The following is a 19,386-nucleotide window of genomic DNA, read 5'->3' as shown; positions in this document are numbered from 1 at the left end:
TTTTACAGGAAGTGACAGAATTTACCCACAACGCCCAGCAGCACGGTGATACCAATCAGACGCAGTGGACTCCAGCCGCGGCGTACCAGCCAGAACATGGTCAGGGTGTAGACCAGCGGCAGGAACGCGGGCATGAGCTTGTCGATAACGTCAGCCTGTAGTTTGACAACGGCATCACCCGCCTTGATTTCGAGCGTCGTATTGAGGCGGACATAGGTTGCCACCAGCGCGCCAATCACCGTCATCCCGACAATGGAGGCAGCATGGCCAACCTTTTTGGTGTTGGCTTTGATCAGCGGTATTGCCGCTACACCCATTCGATATGCGTAATGTGCCAGGCCAAAACGCAGGCCGAGGTGTACAACGTTAAACAGCACGATAAAGACCACTGCACCCAGAATAGATCCTTGTAGCGCCAGGCTGGCACCAATACCGCCGCAGATGGGCAGAAGGGTTAACCAGAACATGGCGTCACCAATGCCGCCGAGCGGTGCACCGACGGCAATTTTGGTGCTCTGAATGCTGTTCACATCCTGCTTGGAGCGTTCCATCGCCAGGATGATGCCGATAACAAAGGTGACCAGGAACGGATGGGTGTTGAAGAAGCCCATGTGCCCTTTCATGGCGCGCGCCAGATCCCGTTTGTTGGTATGGATCTTTTTCAGCGCTGGGAGCAACCCGTACAGCCAGCCGGATGCCTGCATACGTTCATAGTTGAACGAGGCTTGCAGCAGCATGGAACGCCAGGCCACGCGGTTAATATCCTTTTTCGTCAGTTCAGCACCGATGCTTTGGTCTTCGTAGACGTTTTCGTTAACGCCAGTCAGCAGGGTCTCTTCACTTTCAGACACGCCCGGTAACGTTGTTTGATTAGATGCCATCTTCGAATTCCTCTTTCTGGGCAGCAGGTGCCGTCGGTTCAGGTGATTTACGCATAAGATCGATCAGCGCCATTGCCAGGGCCGCAGCCGCGATCGCCAGTACCGGAAGCTTGAGCCAGGCCGCAGCCACAAAGCCGATGATGAAGTAAGGGATGTAGACGTTTTTCATCATGATCTTCAGCAGCACGGCGAAGCCGATCGCTGGCATGATGCCGCCCGCCACGCCGAGGCCGTCAATCAATCGAGCTGGCAGAACGTCAATGGCGGTTTTTGCATGTTCCGCGCCGAAGTAGATCGGCAGGAAAGCACACAGAAAGTAGAAGATACCGAGAGCCAGCAACGCCAGATAGTTGACCCGTTCAATGCCGTTGGTGTCGGCGTTTGCTGCCATGCGATCGCAGCGGGACATCACGCCGGACATAACGGAAAACAGGAAGGTGATCCCCATCTGTACCGCGACGGCAAACGGGACGGCAACGCCAACGGCGACTTCTGGCTTCACGCCGGTGCTAATGGCAAACGCGGTGCCCACGATCGTGCCGATAATTACGTTAGGTGGCTGTGCGCCCGCCAGTGGGGCCAGCCCCATCCAGACCAGTTCCAGCGTACCGCCGGTTAGAATGCCGGTGTGCAAATCGCCGAGAATCAGGCCAATCAGCGGCCCAAGCACCACTGGGCGGTGCATATGCGTTAAGCCGTTAAACATATCCAGACCGGCGATAAAGGCGAGAACACCAAGCGCCAGAGCCTGCAATAAACTGATTTCCATTGTGAATCCCTCAGAGCAGTTTAAAGAGATCCAAAGCAGTTTCTGTTGGAACGCCCTGAACGAAGCACTCCACTCCGGCCGCTTTCAGGCCGTTGAACGCAGTGATATCGCTTGCGTCGACAGATACCGTTTTGGCAATTTGTTGTTTGCCATTGGCGTAGTGCATGTTTCCAACATTGATACGGGTGATAGGCACGCCGCCCTCAACCAGCGTCAAAAAGTCGGCGGGTGATTTACAGACCAGCAGAATTTTCTGGCGCTCGGCGGCACGGTGAATGTTGTCGATCACTTTTTGCAGCGACCAGAAACGCACGGCAATCCCTTCCGCGAGCACCATTTCCATCAGGTTTTGCTGAACCGGATCTTCAGCCACCTCGTTATTTGCCACCAGCACCAGGTTCGCCCCCGCAAACCCCACCCATTGCACGCCTACCTGACCGTGGATCAGGCGTTCATCGATGCGGCATAAGACAATGTTTGGCATAGCGTTTTCCTCATTTTTATTTATGCGTTTTGAGTTGTTACGCCTTCGCAGGCGGCGTGGTACTGCTGAAGTATGTCCTGAATGTGGTTGATGATGAGTTCCCGCGGTGTCGACTTGAGAGCACCCTCGCGAACTTTGCTGTACTGCAACGGCAGGTACTGGCTGATGAGCGGCAGCGGTATGGGGTCGTCTGCAAGGTTGCGCACCAGTTGTTCAAAAGCGACGTCAATTTGGCTGTCAGGCCAGTAATAGCGCACGCGGTCAGAGTAGCTATAGCCGCGCGCCAGGCGTCGGGCGTTGCTGTCACCGTGGTAATGGCTCTGCCAGTATTCCGGCCGGTCTAGCATCACGTTTTCCAGAACATGGCGCAGGCCAGAGCTGGCTTTTGCTGGCAGCAGTTCCTCTTCAATCGCGGCCAGAGAGAAGAGGGCTTCACGCAGGGCGAAGGTGAGGGCTGGGCCAACTTTCAAAATCGCGAAGTGATCGTTTACCAGCTGGCGCAGCGCCTGCGGGGTCTGGTAGTCAGTGGAGTGCGCTTCAAATACCAGCGTGTCGTAGGTTTCAACCATTTTGCTTAGCGCGACGGCTTTCTGCGGTTGATAGTCGCAGACGTGCGCATGATCGAATTCCACGCCAGGCTGAACCACCAGACCAATAATGCGTGGCCAGATGTCGTTTAATCCTTCCTTTTCGAAGGCGTGACGATGCGCTTCAAGCGTCGCGCGTGCCGCGTCCGGCGTGGTGACTTCAAGCTCGGTGAGCGTTTCATGGGCGCCTCCTGGAACCGGAACTTCTGTGCCGATAACGTAAACCAGATCGGCTACACCAAACTGTGCACGGCAGGTCTCTTCGGCAATTTTCGCCAGACGTGCGGCGCGCCCGGCGACGATCGCATCGGTCAGGGGAACCGGATCGTCCTCGCAGGACATGCTGCAGTCGAGATGGATCTTTTTGAATCCGGCTGAAACATAGCTTTTGATCAGAGCGTCGGCATTTACCATCGCCTGCTGCGCAGGCAAATTTTGCCAGCGGTTGGGACCCAAATGGTCTCCACCGAGGATGAGGTGTGACGTCGGGAAACCAAGAGATTCTGCCAGCTTGCAGACAAACCCGTGAAAATCAGCAGGTGTCATGCCGGTATAACCACCAAACTGATCCACCTGGTTGGAGGTGGCTTCAATCAGAAGTGGTGTTTGATGCGAATGCGCATAACGAATTGCAGCTTCAAGTACCAGTGGATGTGCGGAACAGACGGCATAGATCCCGTTTGCATTCCCCCGTTTATGTTGTTCCACCATTTCTGTCAGATGTTTCACTTTCCTCTCCGTTTCGGATGTTTATGGTTCTTGTCTTTCGTTTTGTTTCATTTAATCCTGCATCATGGTGGTATAAAAATAAAACGAAAGATAATAGTTTTCCGATCTGTTTCACAAAAGAAACATAATGAAAGGTTTCAGCGCCAGGCTATCTTGCGTCTACGCGCCTGACAGGGCTTGCATTCCCGTAAAAGAAAGGCCTTAATAGTCAAAACGAAATGAAACGAAAGTTTATTTATTAAGGAGCTCGTATGAGCAGCACCGATTCATCCGCGGAAAAGCGTGTCACCGGCACCAGTGAAAGGCGAGAGCAGATCATTCAGCGGTTGCGGGCGCAGGGTAGCGTGCAGGTTAACGATCTTTCTCATCTTTACGGCGTTTCGACGGTGACGATCCGCAACGACCTGGCTTTTCTTGAGAAGCAGGGCATTGCTGTTCGCGCTTATGGCGGCGCGTTGATTTGCGAAGGCAATATCCCGGGCGTTGAACCTTCCGTGGAGGATAAAAGCTCGCTGAATACGGCGGTGAAGCGCAGTATCGCGCAGGCCGCTGCTGCGCTGGTGAAGCCTGGGCATCGCATCATTCTGGATTCCGGTACCACGACGTTTGAGATCGCGCGGATGTTGCGTCAGCACACGGACGTGATTGCCATGACCAACGGGATGAACGTGGCGAATGCGCTTCTGGAAGCGGAAGGGGTGGAACTGCTGATGACCGGTGGGCATCTGCGGCGTCAGTCGCAGTCATTTTATGGCGACCAGGCGGAGCAGTCCTTACAGAATTACCATTTTGACCTGCTGTTTCTGGGCGTAGACGCCATCGATCTCGACCGCGGTGTGAGCACGCATAATGAAGACGAAGCCCGTCTGAATCGCAAAATGTGTGAGGTCGCCGAGCGCATTATCGTTGTCACTGACTCCAGCAAATTTAACCGCTCAAGCCTGCATAAAATCATTGATACACAACGGATTGATATGATTATTGTCGATGAAGGTATTCCGGCGGAAAGTCTGGAAGGGTTGCGTAAAAGCGGGATTGACGTGGTGCTGGTTTAAGGGGTTAGGGTAATCCTCTCCCGTGAGGGAGAGGATTTGAGTTTATCAGGTCACCGGCGCCGGGTTAAACACCGCCAGCTGGTTATGTAATCCCCATTGGTCAGAGAAGGTTTTCTTGCGACCACTCGCCACATCCAGAATGAAATGGAACAGCTTCCAGCCCACATCCTCAATACTCTCTTCCCCGGTGGCGATGGTCCCGGCGTTAATGTCCATTAAGTCATACCAACGATTAGCCAGCTCGGTACGGGTCGCCATTTTAATGACAGGCACTGCCATCAGGCCGTACGGCGTGCCGCGCCCGGTGGTAAAGACCTGCACCGTAATGCCGGATGCCACCTGCTGCGTGCCGCAGACAAAATCGCTGGCCGGTGTTGCGGCGTAGATCAGGCCGCGTTTAGTTGGGCGCTGGCCCGGAGAGAGCACTTCCACAATGGCGCTCTGGCCGGATTTAGCAATCGACCCCAGGGCTTTTTCCACCACGTTCGCCAGGCCGCCTTTTTTGTTACCCGGAGACGGGTTGGCGCTGCGGTCGGTTTGGCCCATATCAAGATAATTATCGTACCAGGCCATCTCTTCCAGCAGGCGTTTGCCCACCTCCTCGTTGATGGCGCGTGGCGTCAGCAGATGGATGGCGTCACGTACTTCGGTGACTTCAGAGAACATCACCGTTGCGCCACAGCGTACAAACAGGTCAGAGGCATAGCCGACCGCCGGGTTCGCGGTTACGCCGGAAAACGCATCGCTGCCGCCGCACTGCGTGCCGACTACCAGCTCAGAGGCCGGGCAGGTTTCACGCTGGCGATTGTTCAGTTTATCCAGATGGCGTTCTGCAACCTGAAGAATATCGTCGACCATCGATTTGAAACCGACATGGTGCTCATCCTGCAAACGCACAATACTGGCATCGTCCACCGGAATGGCTTTTACGTCTTCAGTGCCTTGCAGCAGGCGCTCGGGTTGCAGCTTCTCGCAGCCCAGACCAATCACCATCACTTCGCCGCCAAAGTTCGGGTTCAGGGCGATATTGTGAATGGTACGGATAGGCACAACAGCCGCCGGTGCGTTGATGGCCACACCGCAACCGTAAAGATGGTTCAGGCCCACCACGCCGTCTACGTTCGGGTATTTTGGCAGCAGATCGCGTTCGATGATTTTCACCACATAGTCCACCACGCCCGCCACGCAGTGTACGCTGGTGGTAATGCCGAGCAGGTTTTTGGTGCCAACGCTGCCGTCTGCATTGCGATAACCTTCGAAAGTATAACCTTCCAGCGGTGGCAGCGGTTCAGGAACGCGGGTCGCCAGCGGCAGCGTGTTCAGCGGCGGCGCTTTTGGCAGCTCAACCAGAGATTCTTCAATCCAGCTTCCTTGCGGGATAGCACGAACCGCGTAGCCAATGACTTCGCCATAACGAACGATTTCGCCATGAACAGGGATATCCACCAGGGCAACTTTATGTCCTTGTGGAATATGCTCAATCAGTTCCAGCCCGTCCGGGAATCGGGTTCCGGCTTTTAAACCGTTGTCGTTGACAATAATCGCCACATTATCTGTGTCGTGTACTTTTATATAGAACGCCGTCGGCGACGCTTGTCGAATTTCAATGTCGGCCATTGTTCAGTATTCTCCAGCAAAGTGTCTGATAATAAATGCAGCAGATTGGGTATTTATTTTCTTATTATCGAAATAAAGACGCTGCTTTCTTAAATAAAGAATGTCAGGACTTAAGGGATAAGAATGTGATCCAGATCACTCAACAAAACCAGAGATAGCGCGTCCTGGTCAGTAATGCGTGATTCTGTGCATCAGCGCCCAGTGCTTTGTGCATATGCTCAATATATTGTTGAAATGGGAAGTGATAATTGAGCATTAAAACAATGTGCAGCCACCGGGTGATGATTATACTGAATCACGATTTCATTGCATCTGGTTAATTACCTGATATTGCCTGCTATCGATAAATAATCAGGAAATATTCTTTCTAAAAATTATAAATATAAATCTATCGATGTGCCCGAGGAAATAAACATGATACTGGATACTACTGTAGAAGCTAAAAAGGGTGTGCCCACCCGCTATTTAATTCTACTGATTATATTTATCGTTACGGCCATCAACTACGCTGACCGTGCGACGCTGTCAATTGCTGGTACTGAAGTGGCGAAGGAGCTGCAACTGAGTGCCGTATCAATGGGATACATCTTCTCTGCGTTTGGCTGGGCGTACCTGCTGATGCAAATCCCCGGCGGCTGGCTGCTGGATAAGTTTGGCTCCAAAAAGGTCTATACCTATAGCCTGTTTTTCTGGTCGCTGTTCACCTTCCTGCAAGGTTTTGTCGATGTCTTCCCGCTGGCCTGGGCAGGCGTGTCGATGTTTATCATGCGTTTTATGCTTGGCTTCTCGGAAGCACCGTCTTTCCCGGCAAACGCCCGTATTGTGGCCGCCTGGTTCCCGACCAAAGAGCGCGGCACGGCGTCTGCCATCTTTAACGCCGCGCAGTATTTCTCGCTGGCGATCTTCTCACCGCTGCTCGGCTGGCTAACCTTCGCCTGGGGCTGGGAACATGTCTTTACCGTAATGGGTGTGATTGGCTTCGTGCTGACCGGTATGTGGGTGAAGTTCATCCATAATCCAACCGATCATCCACGGATGTCTGAGCAGGAGCTGAAGTTTATCTCCGAAGGCGGCGCAGTGGTTGATATGGACCATAAAAAGCCGGGCGCACAGGCAGCGAGCGGGCCTAAGCTCCATTACATCAAACAGTTATTGACTAACCGCATGATGCTGGGCGTATTTTTTGGTCAATACTTTATCAACACCATCACCTGGTTCTTCCTCACCTGGTTCCCGATTTATCTGGTGCAGGAAAAGGGCATGTCGATTCTGAAGGTGGGTCTGGTGGCCTCTATTCCGGCGCTGTGCGGGTTTGCCGGTGGCGTGCTCGGCGGGGTGTTCTCGGATCGTCTGATTAAGCAAGGCAAGTCGATTACCCTGGCGCGTAAGCTGCCGATTGTACTGGGAATGCTGCTGGCCTCTTCAATCATCCTGTGCAACTACACCAATAACACCGCGCTGGTGGTGGCCCTGATGGCGCTGGCGTTCTTCGGCAAAGGGTTTGGTGCGCTGGGCTGGCCGGTAATTTCCGACACGGCACCAAAAGAGATTGTGGGCCTGTGCGGTGGTGTGTTTAACGTCTTTGGTAACGTGGCGTCCATCGTGACTCCACTGGTAATTGGTTATCTGGTCAGTGAACTGCATTCGTTCAACGCGGCACTGGTATTCGTTGGCTGTTCAGCGTTGATGGCGATGGTCTGCTACCTGTTCGTAGTCGGCGACATCAAACGTATGGAATTGCAGAAATAAGCAAAGGTATAAGCGATGAGTAACGATATCTTCCCGAATAAGTTTAAAGCGGCCCTCGCGGCACACCAGATTCAGATTGGCTGCTGGTCAGCTCTGGCAAGCCCAATCAGCACGGAAGTGCTCGGCCTGGCGGGGTTTGACTGGCTGGTACTGGACGGCGAACATGCGCCGAACGATATCAGCACCTTTATCCCGCAGCTGATGGCGCTGAAAGGCAGTAGCAGCGCGCCGGTCGTTCGCGTCCCGACTAACGAGCCGGTGATCATCAAGCGTTTGCTGGATATCGGTTTCTACAATTTCCTGATCCCGTTTGTGGAGAACGTTGAGGAAGCGGTACAGGCCGTGGCGTCTACACGCTATCCGCCAGAAGGTATTCGCGGCGTGTCTGTTTCTCACCGTGCCAACATGTTTGGCACCGTGCCGGACTACTTTGCGCAGTCCAACAAGAACATCACCATCCTGGTGCAGATTGAGAGCCAGCAGGGTGTCGATAACGTCGATGCCATCGCAGCGACCGAGGGTGTTGACGGTATCTTCGTTGGCCCAAGCGATCTGGCTGCCGCCTTCGGACACCTTGGCAATGCGTCTCACCCGGAAGTACAACGCGCTATCCAGCATATTTTTGCCCGCGCCAAAGCACACGGCAAACCATGCGGCATTCTGGCCCCGGTTGAAGCCGATGCCCGCCGCTACCTGGAATGGGGCGCGACGTTTGTCGCTGTCGGCAGTGACCTCGGCGTATTCCGCTCTGCCACGCAAAAACTGGCTGATTCCTTTAAGAAATAACCACCCCTGAGAGAAAGAGAGAGACGCAATTATGACACTGAAAGTTGGTTTTATTGGCCTGGGTATCATGGGTAAACCAATGAGTAAAAACCTCATTAAAGCAGGTTACTCACTGGTGGTTTCTGACCGTAATCCAGAGGCGGTTGCTGAAGTGATTGCCGCAGGGGCAGAAACGGCAACTACCGCCAAAGCTATTGCCGAGCAGTGCGACGTGATCATCACCATGCTGCCAAACTCACCGCATGTGAAAGAGGTGGCTCTGGGTGAGAACGGCATTATTGAAGGCGCGAAACCGGGCCTGGTAGTGATTGATATGAGTTCTATCGCCCCGCTGGCGAGCCGTGAAATCAGTGAAGCGCTGAAAGTGAAAGGCGTGGATATGCTGGATGCTCCGGTCAGCGGCGGTGAACCTAAAGCGATAGACGGCACGCTGTCAGTGATGGTGGGCGGCGATAAAGCGATTTTCGACAAATACTATGACCTGCTGAAAGCGATGGCGGGCTCTGTTGTCCACACCGGTGAAATCGGTGCAGGTAACGTGACCAAGCTGGCAAACCAGGTGATTGTGGCGCTGAACATTGCCGCCATGTCCGAAGCGCTGACGCTGGCGACCAAAGCAGGGGTCAACCCGGATCTGGTGTATCAGGCAATCCGTGGTGGCCTGGCAGGCAGCACCGTGCTGGATGCGAAAGCGCCAATGGTGATGGATCGTAACTTCAAGCCAGGTTTCCGTATCGACCTGCACATTAAAGATCTGGCGAATGCGCTGGATACCTCTCACGGCGTGGGTGCGCAGCTGCCGCTGACCGCGGCGGTAATGGAAATGATGCAGGCGCTGCGTGCCGATGGTCTGGGCACCGCCGACCACAGCGCGATTGCGTGCTACTACGAAAAACTGGCGAAGGTAGAAGTCTCTCGCTAATAAAAAACGGGCGCGGGAACGCGCCCGGTATTTTTGCCGAGTGCAGTAACAGGCTACAACTATGAAAATCGTAATCGCTCCAGACTCTTATAAAGAAAGCCTTTCTGCCACCGAGGTAGCTCAGGCGATAGAAAAAGGATTTCGGGAGATCTTCCCCGATGCACTTTATGTTTCTGTTCCTGTTGCCGATGGCGGGGAAGGTACAGTCGAAGCGATGATTGCCGCAACCCAGGGCACGGAGCATCATGCCGTGGTGACCGGGCCACTGGGCGAAAAGGTGAATGCCTGCTGGGGCATGTCCGGTGACGGTAAAACTGCATTTATTGAGATGGCGGCGGCAAGTGGCCTGGCTCTTGTGCCTCCCGCGTTGCGTAACCCACTTGTCACTACATCGCGCGGCACCGGAGAGCTTATCCTCAGCGCGCTGGATAAAGGTGCGCGCAATATCATTATCGGTATTGGCGGTAGCTCAACGAACGACGGTGGTGCTGGCATGGTGCAGGCGCTGGGTGCAAAACTCTGCGATGCCAACGGCAAAGAGATTGGTTACGGTGGTGGGAGCCTGATGGCACTCAACAGCATTGATTTATCGGGTCTTGATCCGCGCCTGAAGAGTTGCACTCTTCGCGTGGCGTGTGATGTGACAAATCCGCTGGTGGGGGAAAAGGGCGCATCCCGTATCTTTGGCCCGCAGAAAGGGGCGGATGAAGGGATGATCCTGGAGCTGGATGCCAATCTTAGCCACTATGCGGACGTGATTAGAACGTCTCTGCGCATCGACGTGAAGCATGTTCCGGGTGCGGGGGCGGCAGGTGGGATGGGGGCGGCGCTGATGGCATTTCTCGGTGCAGAGCTGCGTAGCGGTATTGAGATAGTCACGCAGGCGCTTAACCTGGAAGAACATATTCACGACTGCACCTGGGTTGTGACGGGAGAAGGGCGGCTCGACAGCCAGAGTATTCATGGCAAAGTCCCTGTCGGCGTAGCGAATGTTGCCAAAAAATACCACAAGCCGGTGATTGGTATCGCCGGTAGCCTGACCAAAGACGTGGGCGTTGTGCACCAGTACGGTATCGATGCGGTGTTCAGCGTACTGACCAGCATTGGCTCTCTGGAAGAGGCGTTCCGGGGAGCATTCGACAACATTTACCGCGCATCACGCAATATCGCGGCGACTTTGCAGATGGGGATGCGCACGCAAGGGTGACAGCGGCGTGCAAACCCTCTATACTGCGCGCCGAAGCTGACCAGACAGTCGCCGCTTCGTCGTCGTCCTCCTTCGGGTGGAGACGGGCGAAGGGGAGGAAAGTCCGGGCTCCATAGGGCAGGGTGCCAGGTAACGCCTGGGGGGGAAACCCACGACCAGTGCAACAGAGAGCAAACCGCCGATGGCCCACGCAAGTGGGATCAGGTAAGGGTGAAAGGGTGCGGTAAGAGCGCACCGCGCGGCTGGTAACAGTCCGTGGCACGGTAAACTCCACCCGGAGCAAGGCCAAATAGGGGTTCACATGGTACGGCCCGTACTGAACCCGGGTAGGCTGCTTGAGCCAGTGAGCGATTGCTGGCCTAGATGAATGACTGTCCAACGACAGAACCCGGCTTATCGGTCAGCTTCAACTTCTTAAAAAACCCCGCTTCGGCGGGGTTTTTGCTTTTGGTTGGATGCCAGCGGGTAAGCGCAGCGCTATCCGGCAATGCCTGCAAACGACATCAATTCTCAAATTTGCGACCATAAGCACATTTCACTATTTCTGTGAGCAATGCTTACATTCATCATCCGTGGATGGCCTGGTGCGCAAAATTTCACGCTAAAAAACCGTCATTTTCCAGTGTTGGCAAATTGTTATAGTTGTTGTCGTGATGGTGCTCATTTTTTTCTTATTTGATATGCAGATATTGAATCTAAAAACATTTACCCCGTGAATGTGTGATGTGTTCCACTCTTTCCGGTAAGTCAGAAAAATGATTATTAATATATTTGATAAGTCACAAAAATGTTTGAAAGAAATAATGGCTATTTATTCGCCTTTAATTGCTTGAAAGATAGTCTTTATTGATATTTAAAAATAGACAAAATCCACCTCGGTTATTGGCATAAAATAAAGTTATTACTCCCTGTTTTGTTGATCAATATCAGCGGAATGGTGTGTTTTTAATTTGGTAACTAGTTGATTTTAAAGTTTTTTAATGGGTTTTTACAGCCGGTGGTAATGGTGTGAAAAGGCAAATTGTGAGTAACAGCACATACCCTTCTTATTGATATTGAGTAGAATCCTTCCCCGTCATAGGGAAATAAGCGCAGAATATTATGAACACTATTATTCTACCGAAAACACAGCACCTCGTGGTATTTCAGGAAGTCATTAAAAGTGGCTCCATAGGTTCTGCTGCAAGACAACTGGGCCTGACGCAACCCGCTGTCAGCAAAATTATCAGCGATATCGAGTCCTACTTCGGTGTTGAAGTGATGGTTCGCAAAAATACCGGCGTAAAACTGACTGCCGCAGGCCAGGTGCTGCTGTCCTACTCTGAGTCGATCACCCGCGAAATGAAAAACATGGTGAGCGAAATTAACAGCCTCAGTTTCAGCACCGTTATGGATGTTTCCTTTGGCTACCCGTCGCTGATTGGTTTCACCTTCCTGTCGGAAATGATCAAAAAATTCAAGGAAGTGTTCCCAAAAGCGCGAGTCTCTATGTATGAAGCGCAGCTCTCCTCTTTCCTGCCAGCTATCCGCGATGGGCGCCTCGATTTCGCGATTGGTACGCTGAGCGATGAAATGTTGCTCCAGGATCTGCATGTTGAGCCGCTGTTTGAATCCGAATTTGTGCTGGTGGCCAGCAAATCCCGAACGTGCACCGGATCGACTACACTGGCATCGCTCACGGATGAACAGTGGGTGATGCCGCAAACCGACATGGGCTACTACAAAGAACTCCTGACCACCCTGCAAGACAACCACATCAGCATTGAAAACATCGTCCAGACCGATTCCGTCGTCACCATCTACAACCTGGTACTGAATGCCGATTACCTGACGGTAATCCCGCGCGACATGATTGCGCCTTTTGGTTCAGACCAGTTTATTGTGCTGCCGGTTGAAGATGAATTACCCGTAGCGCGTTATGCCGCGGTGTGGTCGAAAAATTACAGTATTAAAAAATCGGCGTCAGTATTAGTCGAACTGGCAAAACAGTATTCTTCGCTGAACAGTGAACGACGACGATGATTCATTAATAACGTTAACAACAATACGTTTAACCCTTTTTAAAAACACCCAGAGTTTATCTTGTTAAAACTCTGACACCCTGATCTTGCCTGAAGAAAATGAATTATTATAACGAGGATATTATGCACATTACCTACGATCTCCCGGTGACAATTGAAGATATTCAGGACGCCAGAAAACGACTGGCAGGAAAAATATATAAAACCGGAATGCCACGCTCAAACTATCTCAGTGAACGTTGTAAAGGTGAGATATTTCTGAAGTTTGAAAACATGCAGCGTACCGGCTCCTTTAAAATTCGCGGTGCGTTTAATAAATTAAGCTCGTTGACCGATGCCGAAAAACGTAAAGGCGTGGTGGCATGTTCAGCGGGCAACCATGCGCAAGGCGTGTCGCTATCCTGCGCTATGCTCGGGATCGACGGCAAGGTAGTGATGCCGATGGGCGCCCCTAAATCCAAAGTCGCAGCAACACGCGACTACTCGGCTGAAGTGGTGCTGCACGGTGAGAACTTCAACGACACCATTGCCAAAGTGAGTGAAATTGTTGAGATGGAAGGGCGCATTTTTATCCCGCCTTATGATGACCCTAAAGTCATTGCCGGACAGGGCACCATTGGTCTGGAAATCCTCGAAGATTTATACGATGTCGATAATGTGATTGTACCGATTGGCGGCGGTGGTTTAATTGCCGGGATTGCAACAGCCATTAAATCCATTAACCCAACCATTAATATTATTGGCGTACAGTCTGAAAATGTTCACGGTATGGCGGCATCCTATTATGCCGGAGAAATAATGAATCACCGTGTCACCGGTACATTAGCCGACGGTTGTGATGTTTCTCGTCCGGGTAATTTAACCTTCGAAATTGTTCGTGAATTAGTTGATGACATTGTGCTGGTCAGTGAAGACGATATTCGCAACAGCATGATTGCCCTCATCCAGCGAAATAAAGTGGTCACTGAAGGTGCTGGCGCACTGGCGTGTGCGGCGTTATTAAGCGGCAAGCTTGATCATTATATTCAGGGCCGTAAAACCGTGAGCATTATTTCCGGCGGCAATATTGACCTCTCCCGCGTTTCCCAAATTACCGGCTTTGTTGACGCATAAAAGGATGACCTATGAGCAACACTGAAAGCATTATCGTTGGCCAGACAAAAACGTCCACCTGGCGTAAGTCTGATACCACCTGGACGCTCGGCCTGTTTGGCACCGCAATCGGCGCAGGCGTGCTGTTCTTCCCAATCCGCGCAGGCTTTGGCGGCCTGATCCCTATCCTGCTCATGCTGCTTCTCGCCTTCCCGATTGCGTTTTATTGCCACCGTGCGTTGGCGCGTTTATGCCTGTCCGGCAGCAATGTCTCCGGCAACATCACCGAGACGGTGGAAGAGCACTTCGGCAAAACCGGCGGGGTGGTGATCACCTTCCTCTACTTCTTTGCCATTTGCCCGCTGCTGTGGATTTACGGCGTCACCATTACCAACACATTCATGACTTTCTGGGAAAACCAGCTCCAGCTGCCTGCGCTGAACCGCGGCTTTGTGGCGCTGTTCCTGTTGCTGCTGATGGCCTTTGTTATCTGGTTTGGTAAAGACCTGATGGTGAAGGTAATGAGCTTCCTGGTGTTCCCGTTTATCGCAAGCCTGGTGCTGATTTCCCTGTCGCTGATCCCTTACTGGAACTCTGCTGTTATCGACCAGGTCAACCTGAGCGATATCGCCTTTACCGGGCATGACGGCATTCTGGTTACCGTCTGGCTGGGGATTTCCATCATGGTCTTCTCCTTTAACTTCTCACCGATTGTCTCTTCGTTCGTGGTGTCGAAACGCGAAGAGTACGAACCGGAGTTCGGCAAAGAATTCACCGAGCAGAAATGTTCCAAAATCATCGGCCGCGCCAGCCTGCTGATGGTGGCCGTGGTGATGTTCTTCGCCTTTAGCTGCCTGTTCACGCTCTCTCCGCAGAACATGGCGGAAGCCAAAGCGCAGAACATTCCGGTGCTTTCTTACCTGGCAAACCACTTTGCTTCACTGTCCGGAACCAAATCCACCTTTGCAACGGTTCTGGAATACGGTGCGTCAATCATTGCGCTGGTCGCTATCTTCAAATCCTTCTTCGGCCACTACCTCGGCACGCTGGAAGGGCTGAACGGCCTTGTTCTGAAGTTTGGTTATAAGGGCGATAAGAAGAAAGTCTCGGTGGGCAAACTGAACACCATCAGCATGGTCTTCATCATGGGCTCTACCTGGATTGTGGCCTACGCCAACCCGAACATTCTCGACCTTATCGAAGCTATGGGTGCGCCGATCATCGCCTCTCTGCTGTGTCTGCTGCCGATGTATGCCATCCGCAAGACTCCGGCGCTGGCGAAATACAAAGGCAGAACGGAGAACATTTTCGTCACCGTTGTCGGCCTGCTGACCATTCTGAATATCGTTTACAAACTGTTCTAAATCAAAGCTCAGGATGAGCGGAGCCACACCATGATTGAATTTCCGGTTGTACTGGTTATTAACTGCGGATCGTCCTCTGTTAAGTTTTCAGTACTGGACGCCAACAGCTGCGATGCCCTGGTGACGGGCATTGCAGATGGTATCAATACTGAAAAAGCCTTTATTTCCGTGAATGGGGGGGAGCCAGCCAGACTGGCTCACCATGACTACGAAGGGGCGCTGGCTGCCATCGCCCTCGAGCTGGAAAAACGCGACCTGATGAGCAGCGTGGCCTTAATTGGCCACCGCATTGCTCACGGTGGCGAACTCTTCAGCGAGTCGACCCTTATCACCGAACAGGTTATTGAGCAGATCCGCCAGGTTTCCCCACTCGCGCCCCTGCATAACTACGCCAACTTAAGCGGCGTGGAAGCCGCACAGCAGTTATTCCCGGGCGTGCAGCAGGTGGCTGTGTTTGATACCAGCTTCCACCAGACCCTGCCGCCGCAGGCGTATCTGTACGGTTTGCCTTATCACTATTTCGAAGAGCTGGGCGTGCGTCGCTACGGTTTCCATGGCACCTCCCACCGCTATGTTTCCGGGCAGGCGCATCAGTTGCTGGCGTTATCAGAAAATGACAGCGGCCTGGTCATCGCTCATCTCGGCAATGGCGCCTCCATCTGCGCGGTGTGTAACGGCGAAAGCGTGGATACCTCCATGGGGATGACGCCGCTGGAAGGGCTGGTGATGGGCACGCGCTGCGGTGATGTCGATTTTGGCGCGATGGCGTGGATTGGCCAGCAAACGGGGCAATCCTTCGAGGATCTGGAGCGCGTTGTGAATAAGGAATCTGGCCTGCTGGGGATCTCCGGGTTGTCGTCCGATTTACGCACCCTGGAAAAGGCCTGGCATAACGGACATCAGCGCGCACAGCTGGCGATAAACACCTTTGTTCATCGCATCGCGCGGCATATCGCTGGCCACGCCGCGTCGCTGCATCGTCTGGATGGCGTGGTCTTTACCGGAGGCATTGGCGAGAACTCAACCCTCATTCGTGCCCTGGTGGCTGAGCACCTGAAGGTCTTCGGCATCATCCTGGATGAAGCCAAAAACGCGCTGCCGGGCAGTGCGGGTGAGCGCGTGATTTCTACAGATTTATCCCGCGTGGCCTGCGCGGTGATCCCAACTAATGAAGAAAAAATGATCGCGCTGGACGCCCTCCGTCTTGGAAAGGTGACTCCGGCTGCGGCTTACGCCTGATAAAGCGAGAATGTCATGAAAGTAACAATCGATACGAGCGTTGCACCCTACAGTGATGCATGGGCCGGGTTTCGCGGTGAAGAATGGAAAGACGCCGTTAACGTGCGCGATTTTATTCAGCATAACTACACCCCTTATGAAGGCGATGAAGCTTTCCTCGCGCAGGCGACGCCTGCAACGACGGCGCTGTGGCAGAAGGTGATGGTCGGTATTCGTCAGGAGAATACCACCCACGCCCCGGTGGATTTTGATACCAATATTGCCACCACTATTACCGCCCACGGGCCGGGCTACATCGACGAAGATCTGGAGACGATCGTCGGCCTGCAAACCGATAAACCGCTCAAGCGCGCACTGCATCCGTATGGCGGGATCAACATGATCCGCAGTTCCTTCGAGGCCTACGGTCGCGAGATGGATCCGCAGTTTGAATACCTGTTTACCGACCTGCGTAAAACCCATAACCAGGGCGTGTTTGATGTTTACTCACCGGAGATGATGCGTTGTCGCAAATCGGGCGTGCTGACGGGCCTGCCGGACGGTTACGGACGCGGGCGCATCATTGGTGACTATCGCCGTGTGGCACTGTACGGCATTAGCTATCTGGTGCGCGAACGTGAACTCCAGTTTGCGGATCTTCAGCCAAAACTGGAGCGTGGCGAAGATCTGGAAGCCACGATCCGTCTGCGCGAAGAGCTGGCTGAACATAAGCGCGCATTGCTGCAAATTCAGCAGATGGCGTCGAACTATGGCTTTGATATTTCTCGTCCGGCGATGAATGCGCAGGAAGCAGTGCAGTGGGTCTATTTTGCCTACCTGGCGGCAGTGAAATCGCAGAACGGCGGGGCGATGTCGCTCGGGCGTACGGCCAGCTTCCTCGATATCTATATTGAACGTGATATGCATGCCGGGCGGATAAATGAGGTGCAGGCGCAGGAGTTGATTGATCACTTCATCATGAAGATCCGTATGGTACGCTTCCTGCGCACCCCGGAATTCGACACTCTCTTCTCAGGCGATCCTATCTGGGCCACAGAAGTGATCGGCGGTATGGGGCTGGATGGCCGCACTCTGGTAACCAAAAACAGCTTCCGCTATCTGCACACGCTGCACACCATGGGGCCTGCGCCAGAGCCAAACCTGACCATTCTCTGGTCTGAACAACTCCCGATTGCTTTCAAAAAATATGCCGCGCAGGTGTCGATTGTTACCTCATCACTTCAGTATGAGAACGACGATCTGATGCGTGCCGACTTCAACAGCGATGACTACGCCATTGCCTGCTGCGTTAGCCCGATGGTGATCGGCAAGCAGATGCAGTTCTTTGGTGCGCGCGCCAACCTTGCCAAAACGCTGCTGTACGCAATCAACGGCGGGGTGGATGAGAAGCTGAAAATCCAGGTTGGGCCGAAAACCGAGCCGCTGTTGGATGACGTGCTGGAATACGACACCGTGATGGCGAGCCTTGATCACTTTATGGACTGGCTGGCGGTGCAGTACATCAGCGCGCTGAATCTTATTCACTACATGCATGACAAGTACAGCTATGAAGCCTCGCTGATGGCGCTGCATGACCGGGATGTACATCGCACGATGGCGTGCGGGATTGCGGGGCTGTCGGTCGCGGCAGATTCCTTGTCGGCCATTAAATACGCCACGGTGAAACCGGTGCGTGACCACACCGGCCTGGCGGTCGATTTCGTAATAGAAGGCGATTACCCGCAGTACGGCAACAATGATGACCGTGTGGACAGCATTGCCTGCGACCTGGTTGAACGTTTTATGAAGAAAATTCAGGCGTTGCCAACCTACCGCAACGCGGTGCCGACCCAGTCTATTCTGACCATTACCTCTAACGTGGTTTACGGCCAGAAGACCGGTAACACACCGGACGGACGCCGCGGCGGCACGCCGTTCGCCCCGGGCGCAAACCCGATGCACGGCCGCGACCGGAAAGGTGCAGTGGCATCATTGACCTCAGTGGCGAAGCTGCCGTTCACCTACGCGAAAGATGGCATCTCTTATACCTTCTCGATTGTGCCGCAGGCACTGGGTAAAGATGAGATGGTGCGCAAAACCAACCTGGTAGGGCTGCTGGACGGATACTTCCACCACGAAGCCGCCATCGAAGGCGGGCAGCACCTGAACGTGAACGTCATGAACCGGGAAATGCTGATGGATGCTATCGAACATCCAGAGAATTATCCGAACCTCACGATCCGCGTTTCAGGCTATGCAGTGCGTTTTAATGCCCTGACGCGTGAGCAGCAGCAGGATGTGATTTCAAGGACGTTTACGCAGGCGATCTGACGTAATCCAGCCTCCATGCCCCCTTTCTTCAGGGGGCATTTTTTTGCCCGCTGAACATACAAAATTGTTTATATAATTATTCACACATATTCATCCGCTCTTGAAAAACAATGCACCTGTTTTCCACGTAAACAGTTTTTAAGGAAAGTAAGATGATGAAAATGACCCGTATTGCTTTGGTTGCTGCATCACTGACCGTGTGCAGTTTTGCGGCCCAGGCTGCCAATGTTGAAGCCGCTCCATCCCCATCGCAGGATCCGCTGGTACAGCATCTGAAACTCAGTAACGAGCAGGTGAAGAAGATCGAAGATCTCCACCAGAAGCTGGAGCAAAACGTCGCTAAAATCCCAATGACCGGCGTGAAAGACGGTGCGCTGATCGACATGTTCCAGGCAGGAAAATGGGATGAAAGCACGGTGAGAAACCAGCTTGCTGCCTTCAGCAAAGTTGAAGAGCAGACTCGCTACTACCGGGTGAAATACTACTTCGACGTAAGCCAGGTACTGACGGCGGAACAGCGTAAGCAGATTCGAACCGATATGGCGAATGCGCTGGCTGAATGATTTCGGACCCG

The 19,386-nt window shown here is 53.2% G+C and carries 16 protein-coding genes and 1 other RNA gene; 12 read left to right on the top strand and 5 right to left on the bottom strand.

What is annotated here, in order from left to right; translation table 11 throughout:
* Positions 1-2 precede the first annotated feature (2 nt).
* The 4 genes from agaE to kbaZ are packed head-to-tail and all read right to left on the bottom strand — an operon-like array spanning position 3 to position 3,450.
* The gene (agaE, locus tag F3J30_RS17190) at positions 3-881 is read right to left on the bottom strand and encodes a PTS N-acetylgalactosamine transporter subunit IID (protein ID WP_024906386.1); all 879 of its coding nucleotides are present in this window, start codon (positions 879-881) and stop codon (positions 3-5) included.
* On the bottom strand, positions 871-1,650 hold the full coding sequence (gene agaW / locus F3J30_RS17185) for a PTS N-acetylgalactosamine transporter subunit IIC (RefSeq protein WP_166718015.1): 780 nt from the start codon (positions 1,648-1,650) through the stop codon (positions 871-873). The genes agaE and agaW overlap by 11 nt, the downstream gene beginning before the upstream one ends.
* Positions 1,651-1,660: 10 nt before the next feature.
* Positions 1,661-2,134, bottom strand: a complete 474-nt coding sequence (agaV, locus tag F3J30_RS17180; RefSeq protein WP_014071872.1) for a PTS N-acetylgalactosamine transporter subunit IIB — start codon at positions 2,132-2,134, stop codon at positions 1,661-1,663.
* Positions 2,135-2,154: 20 nt separating this feature from the next.
* Positions 2,155-3,450 (bottom strand): tagatose-bisphosphate aldolase subunit KbaZ, encoded by a 1,296-nt coding sequence (kbaZ, locus tag F3J30_RS17175; RefSeq protein WP_166718014.1) that lies wholly within the window; start codon positions 3,448-3,450, stop codon positions 2,155-2,157.
* Positions 3,451-3,701: 251 nt separating this feature from the next.
* Here kbaZ and F3J30_RS17170 point away from each other — a divergent pair, with 251 nt between their 5' ends.
* Entirely contained in the window at positions 3,702-4,505 is an 804-nt protein-coding gene (locus F3J30_RS17170; protein WP_014071870.1) for a DeoR family transcriptional regulator, read from the top strand.
* Between the two features lie 45 nt (positions 4,506-4,550).
* On the opposite strand, the gene garD is transcribed toward F3J30_RS17170, so the two are convergent.
* Positions 4,551-6,122 (bottom strand): galactarate dehydratase, encoded by a 1,572-nt coding sequence (garD, locus tag F3J30_RS17165; RefSeq protein WP_014071869.1) that lies wholly within the window; start codon positions 6,120-6,122, stop codon positions 4,551-4,553.
* Between the two features lie 414 nt (positions 6,123-6,536).
* Between garD and F3J30_RS17160 the strand changes: the two genes are divergently transcribed.
* The 11 genes from F3J30_RS17160 (at position 6,537) to F3J30_RS17110 (ending at position 19,375) form a co-directional block, all read left to right on the top strand.
* Positions 6,537-7,871: an MFS transporter gene (locus F3J30_RS17160; protein WP_166718013.1), complete on the top strand. Its 1,335-nt coding sequence runs from the start codon at positions 6,537-6,539 to the stop codon at positions 7,869-7,871.
* Between the two features lie 15 nt (positions 7,872-7,886).
* The gene (garL, locus tag F3J30_RS17155; protein ID WP_166718012.1) at positions 7,887-8,657 is read left to right on the top strand and encodes a 2-dehydro-3-deoxyglucarate aldolase; all 771 of its coding nucleotides are present in this window, start codon (positions 7,887-7,889) and stop codon (positions 8,655-8,657) included.
* 31 nt (positions 8,658-8,688) lie between these two features.
* Positions 8,689-9,579 (top strand): 2-hydroxy-3-oxopropionate reductase, encoded by an 891-nt coding sequence (garR, locus tag F3J30_RS17150; protein ID WP_014071866.1) that lies wholly within the window; start codon positions 8,689-8,691, stop codon positions 9,577-9,579.
* Between the two features lie 61 nt (positions 9,580-9,640).
* The gene (gene garK / locus F3J30_RS17145; RefSeq protein ID WP_166718011.1) at positions 9,641-10,786 is read left to right on the top strand and encodes a glycerate 2-kinase; all 1,146 of its coding nucleotides are present in this window, start codon (positions 9,641-9,643) and stop codon (positions 10,784-10,786) included.
* Between the two features lie 32 nt (positions 10,787-10,818).
* Positions 10,819-11,198: RNase P RNA component class A (gene rnpB / locus F3J30_RS17140), an RNA gene on the top strand.
* 689 nt (positions 11,199-11,887) lie between these two features.
* Positions 11,888-12,808: a transcriptional regulator TdcA gene (gene tdcA, locus F3J30_RS17135; RefSeq protein ID WP_014071862.1), complete on the top strand. Its 921-nt coding sequence runs from the start codon at positions 11,888-11,890 to the stop codon at positions 12,806-12,808.
* A 122-nt stretch (positions 12,809-12,930) separates the two neighbouring features.
* Entirely contained in the window at positions 12,931-13,920 is a 990-nt protein-coding gene (gene tdcB / locus F3J30_RS17130) for a bifunctional threonine ammonia-lyase/L-serine ammonia-lyase TdcB (RefSeq protein WP_014071861.1), read from the top strand.
* Between the two features lie 11 nt (positions 13,921-13,931).
* Complete coding sequence (tdcC, locus tag F3J30_RS17125) at positions 13,932-15,263, top strand: threonine/serine transporter TdcC (protein ID WP_166718010.1); 1,332 nt, start codon at positions 13,932-13,934, stop codon at positions 15,261-15,263.
* A 30-nt stretch (positions 15,264-15,293) separates the two neighbouring features.
* Entirely contained in the window at positions 15,294-16,502 is a 1,209-nt protein-coding gene (gene tdcD, locus F3J30_RS17120) for a propionate kinase (RefSeq protein ID WP_166718009.1), read from the top strand.
* Between the two features lie 15 nt (positions 16,503-16,517).
* On the top strand, positions 16,518-18,812 hold the full coding sequence (pflB, locus tag F3J30_RS17115; protein ID WP_014071858.1) for a formate C-acetyltransferase: 2,295 nt from the start codon (positions 16,518-16,520) through the stop codon (positions 18,810-18,812).
* 152 nt (positions 18,813-18,964) lie between these two features.
* Entirely contained in the window at positions 18,965-19,375 is a 411-nt protein-coding gene (locus F3J30_RS17110; protein WP_166718008.1) for a hypothetical protein, read from the top strand.
* The last annotated feature ends 11 nt before the right edge of the window (positions 19,376-19,386 follow it).

It is taken from the genome of Enterobacter sp. Tr-810 (assembly GCF_011752765.1).
Taxonomy (GTDB): Bacteria; Pseudomonadota; Gammaproteobacteria; order Enterobacterales; family Enterobacteriaceae; genus Enterobacter; species Enterobacter soli.
This window is presented reverse-complemented; position numbering and strand designations above follow the sequence as displayed.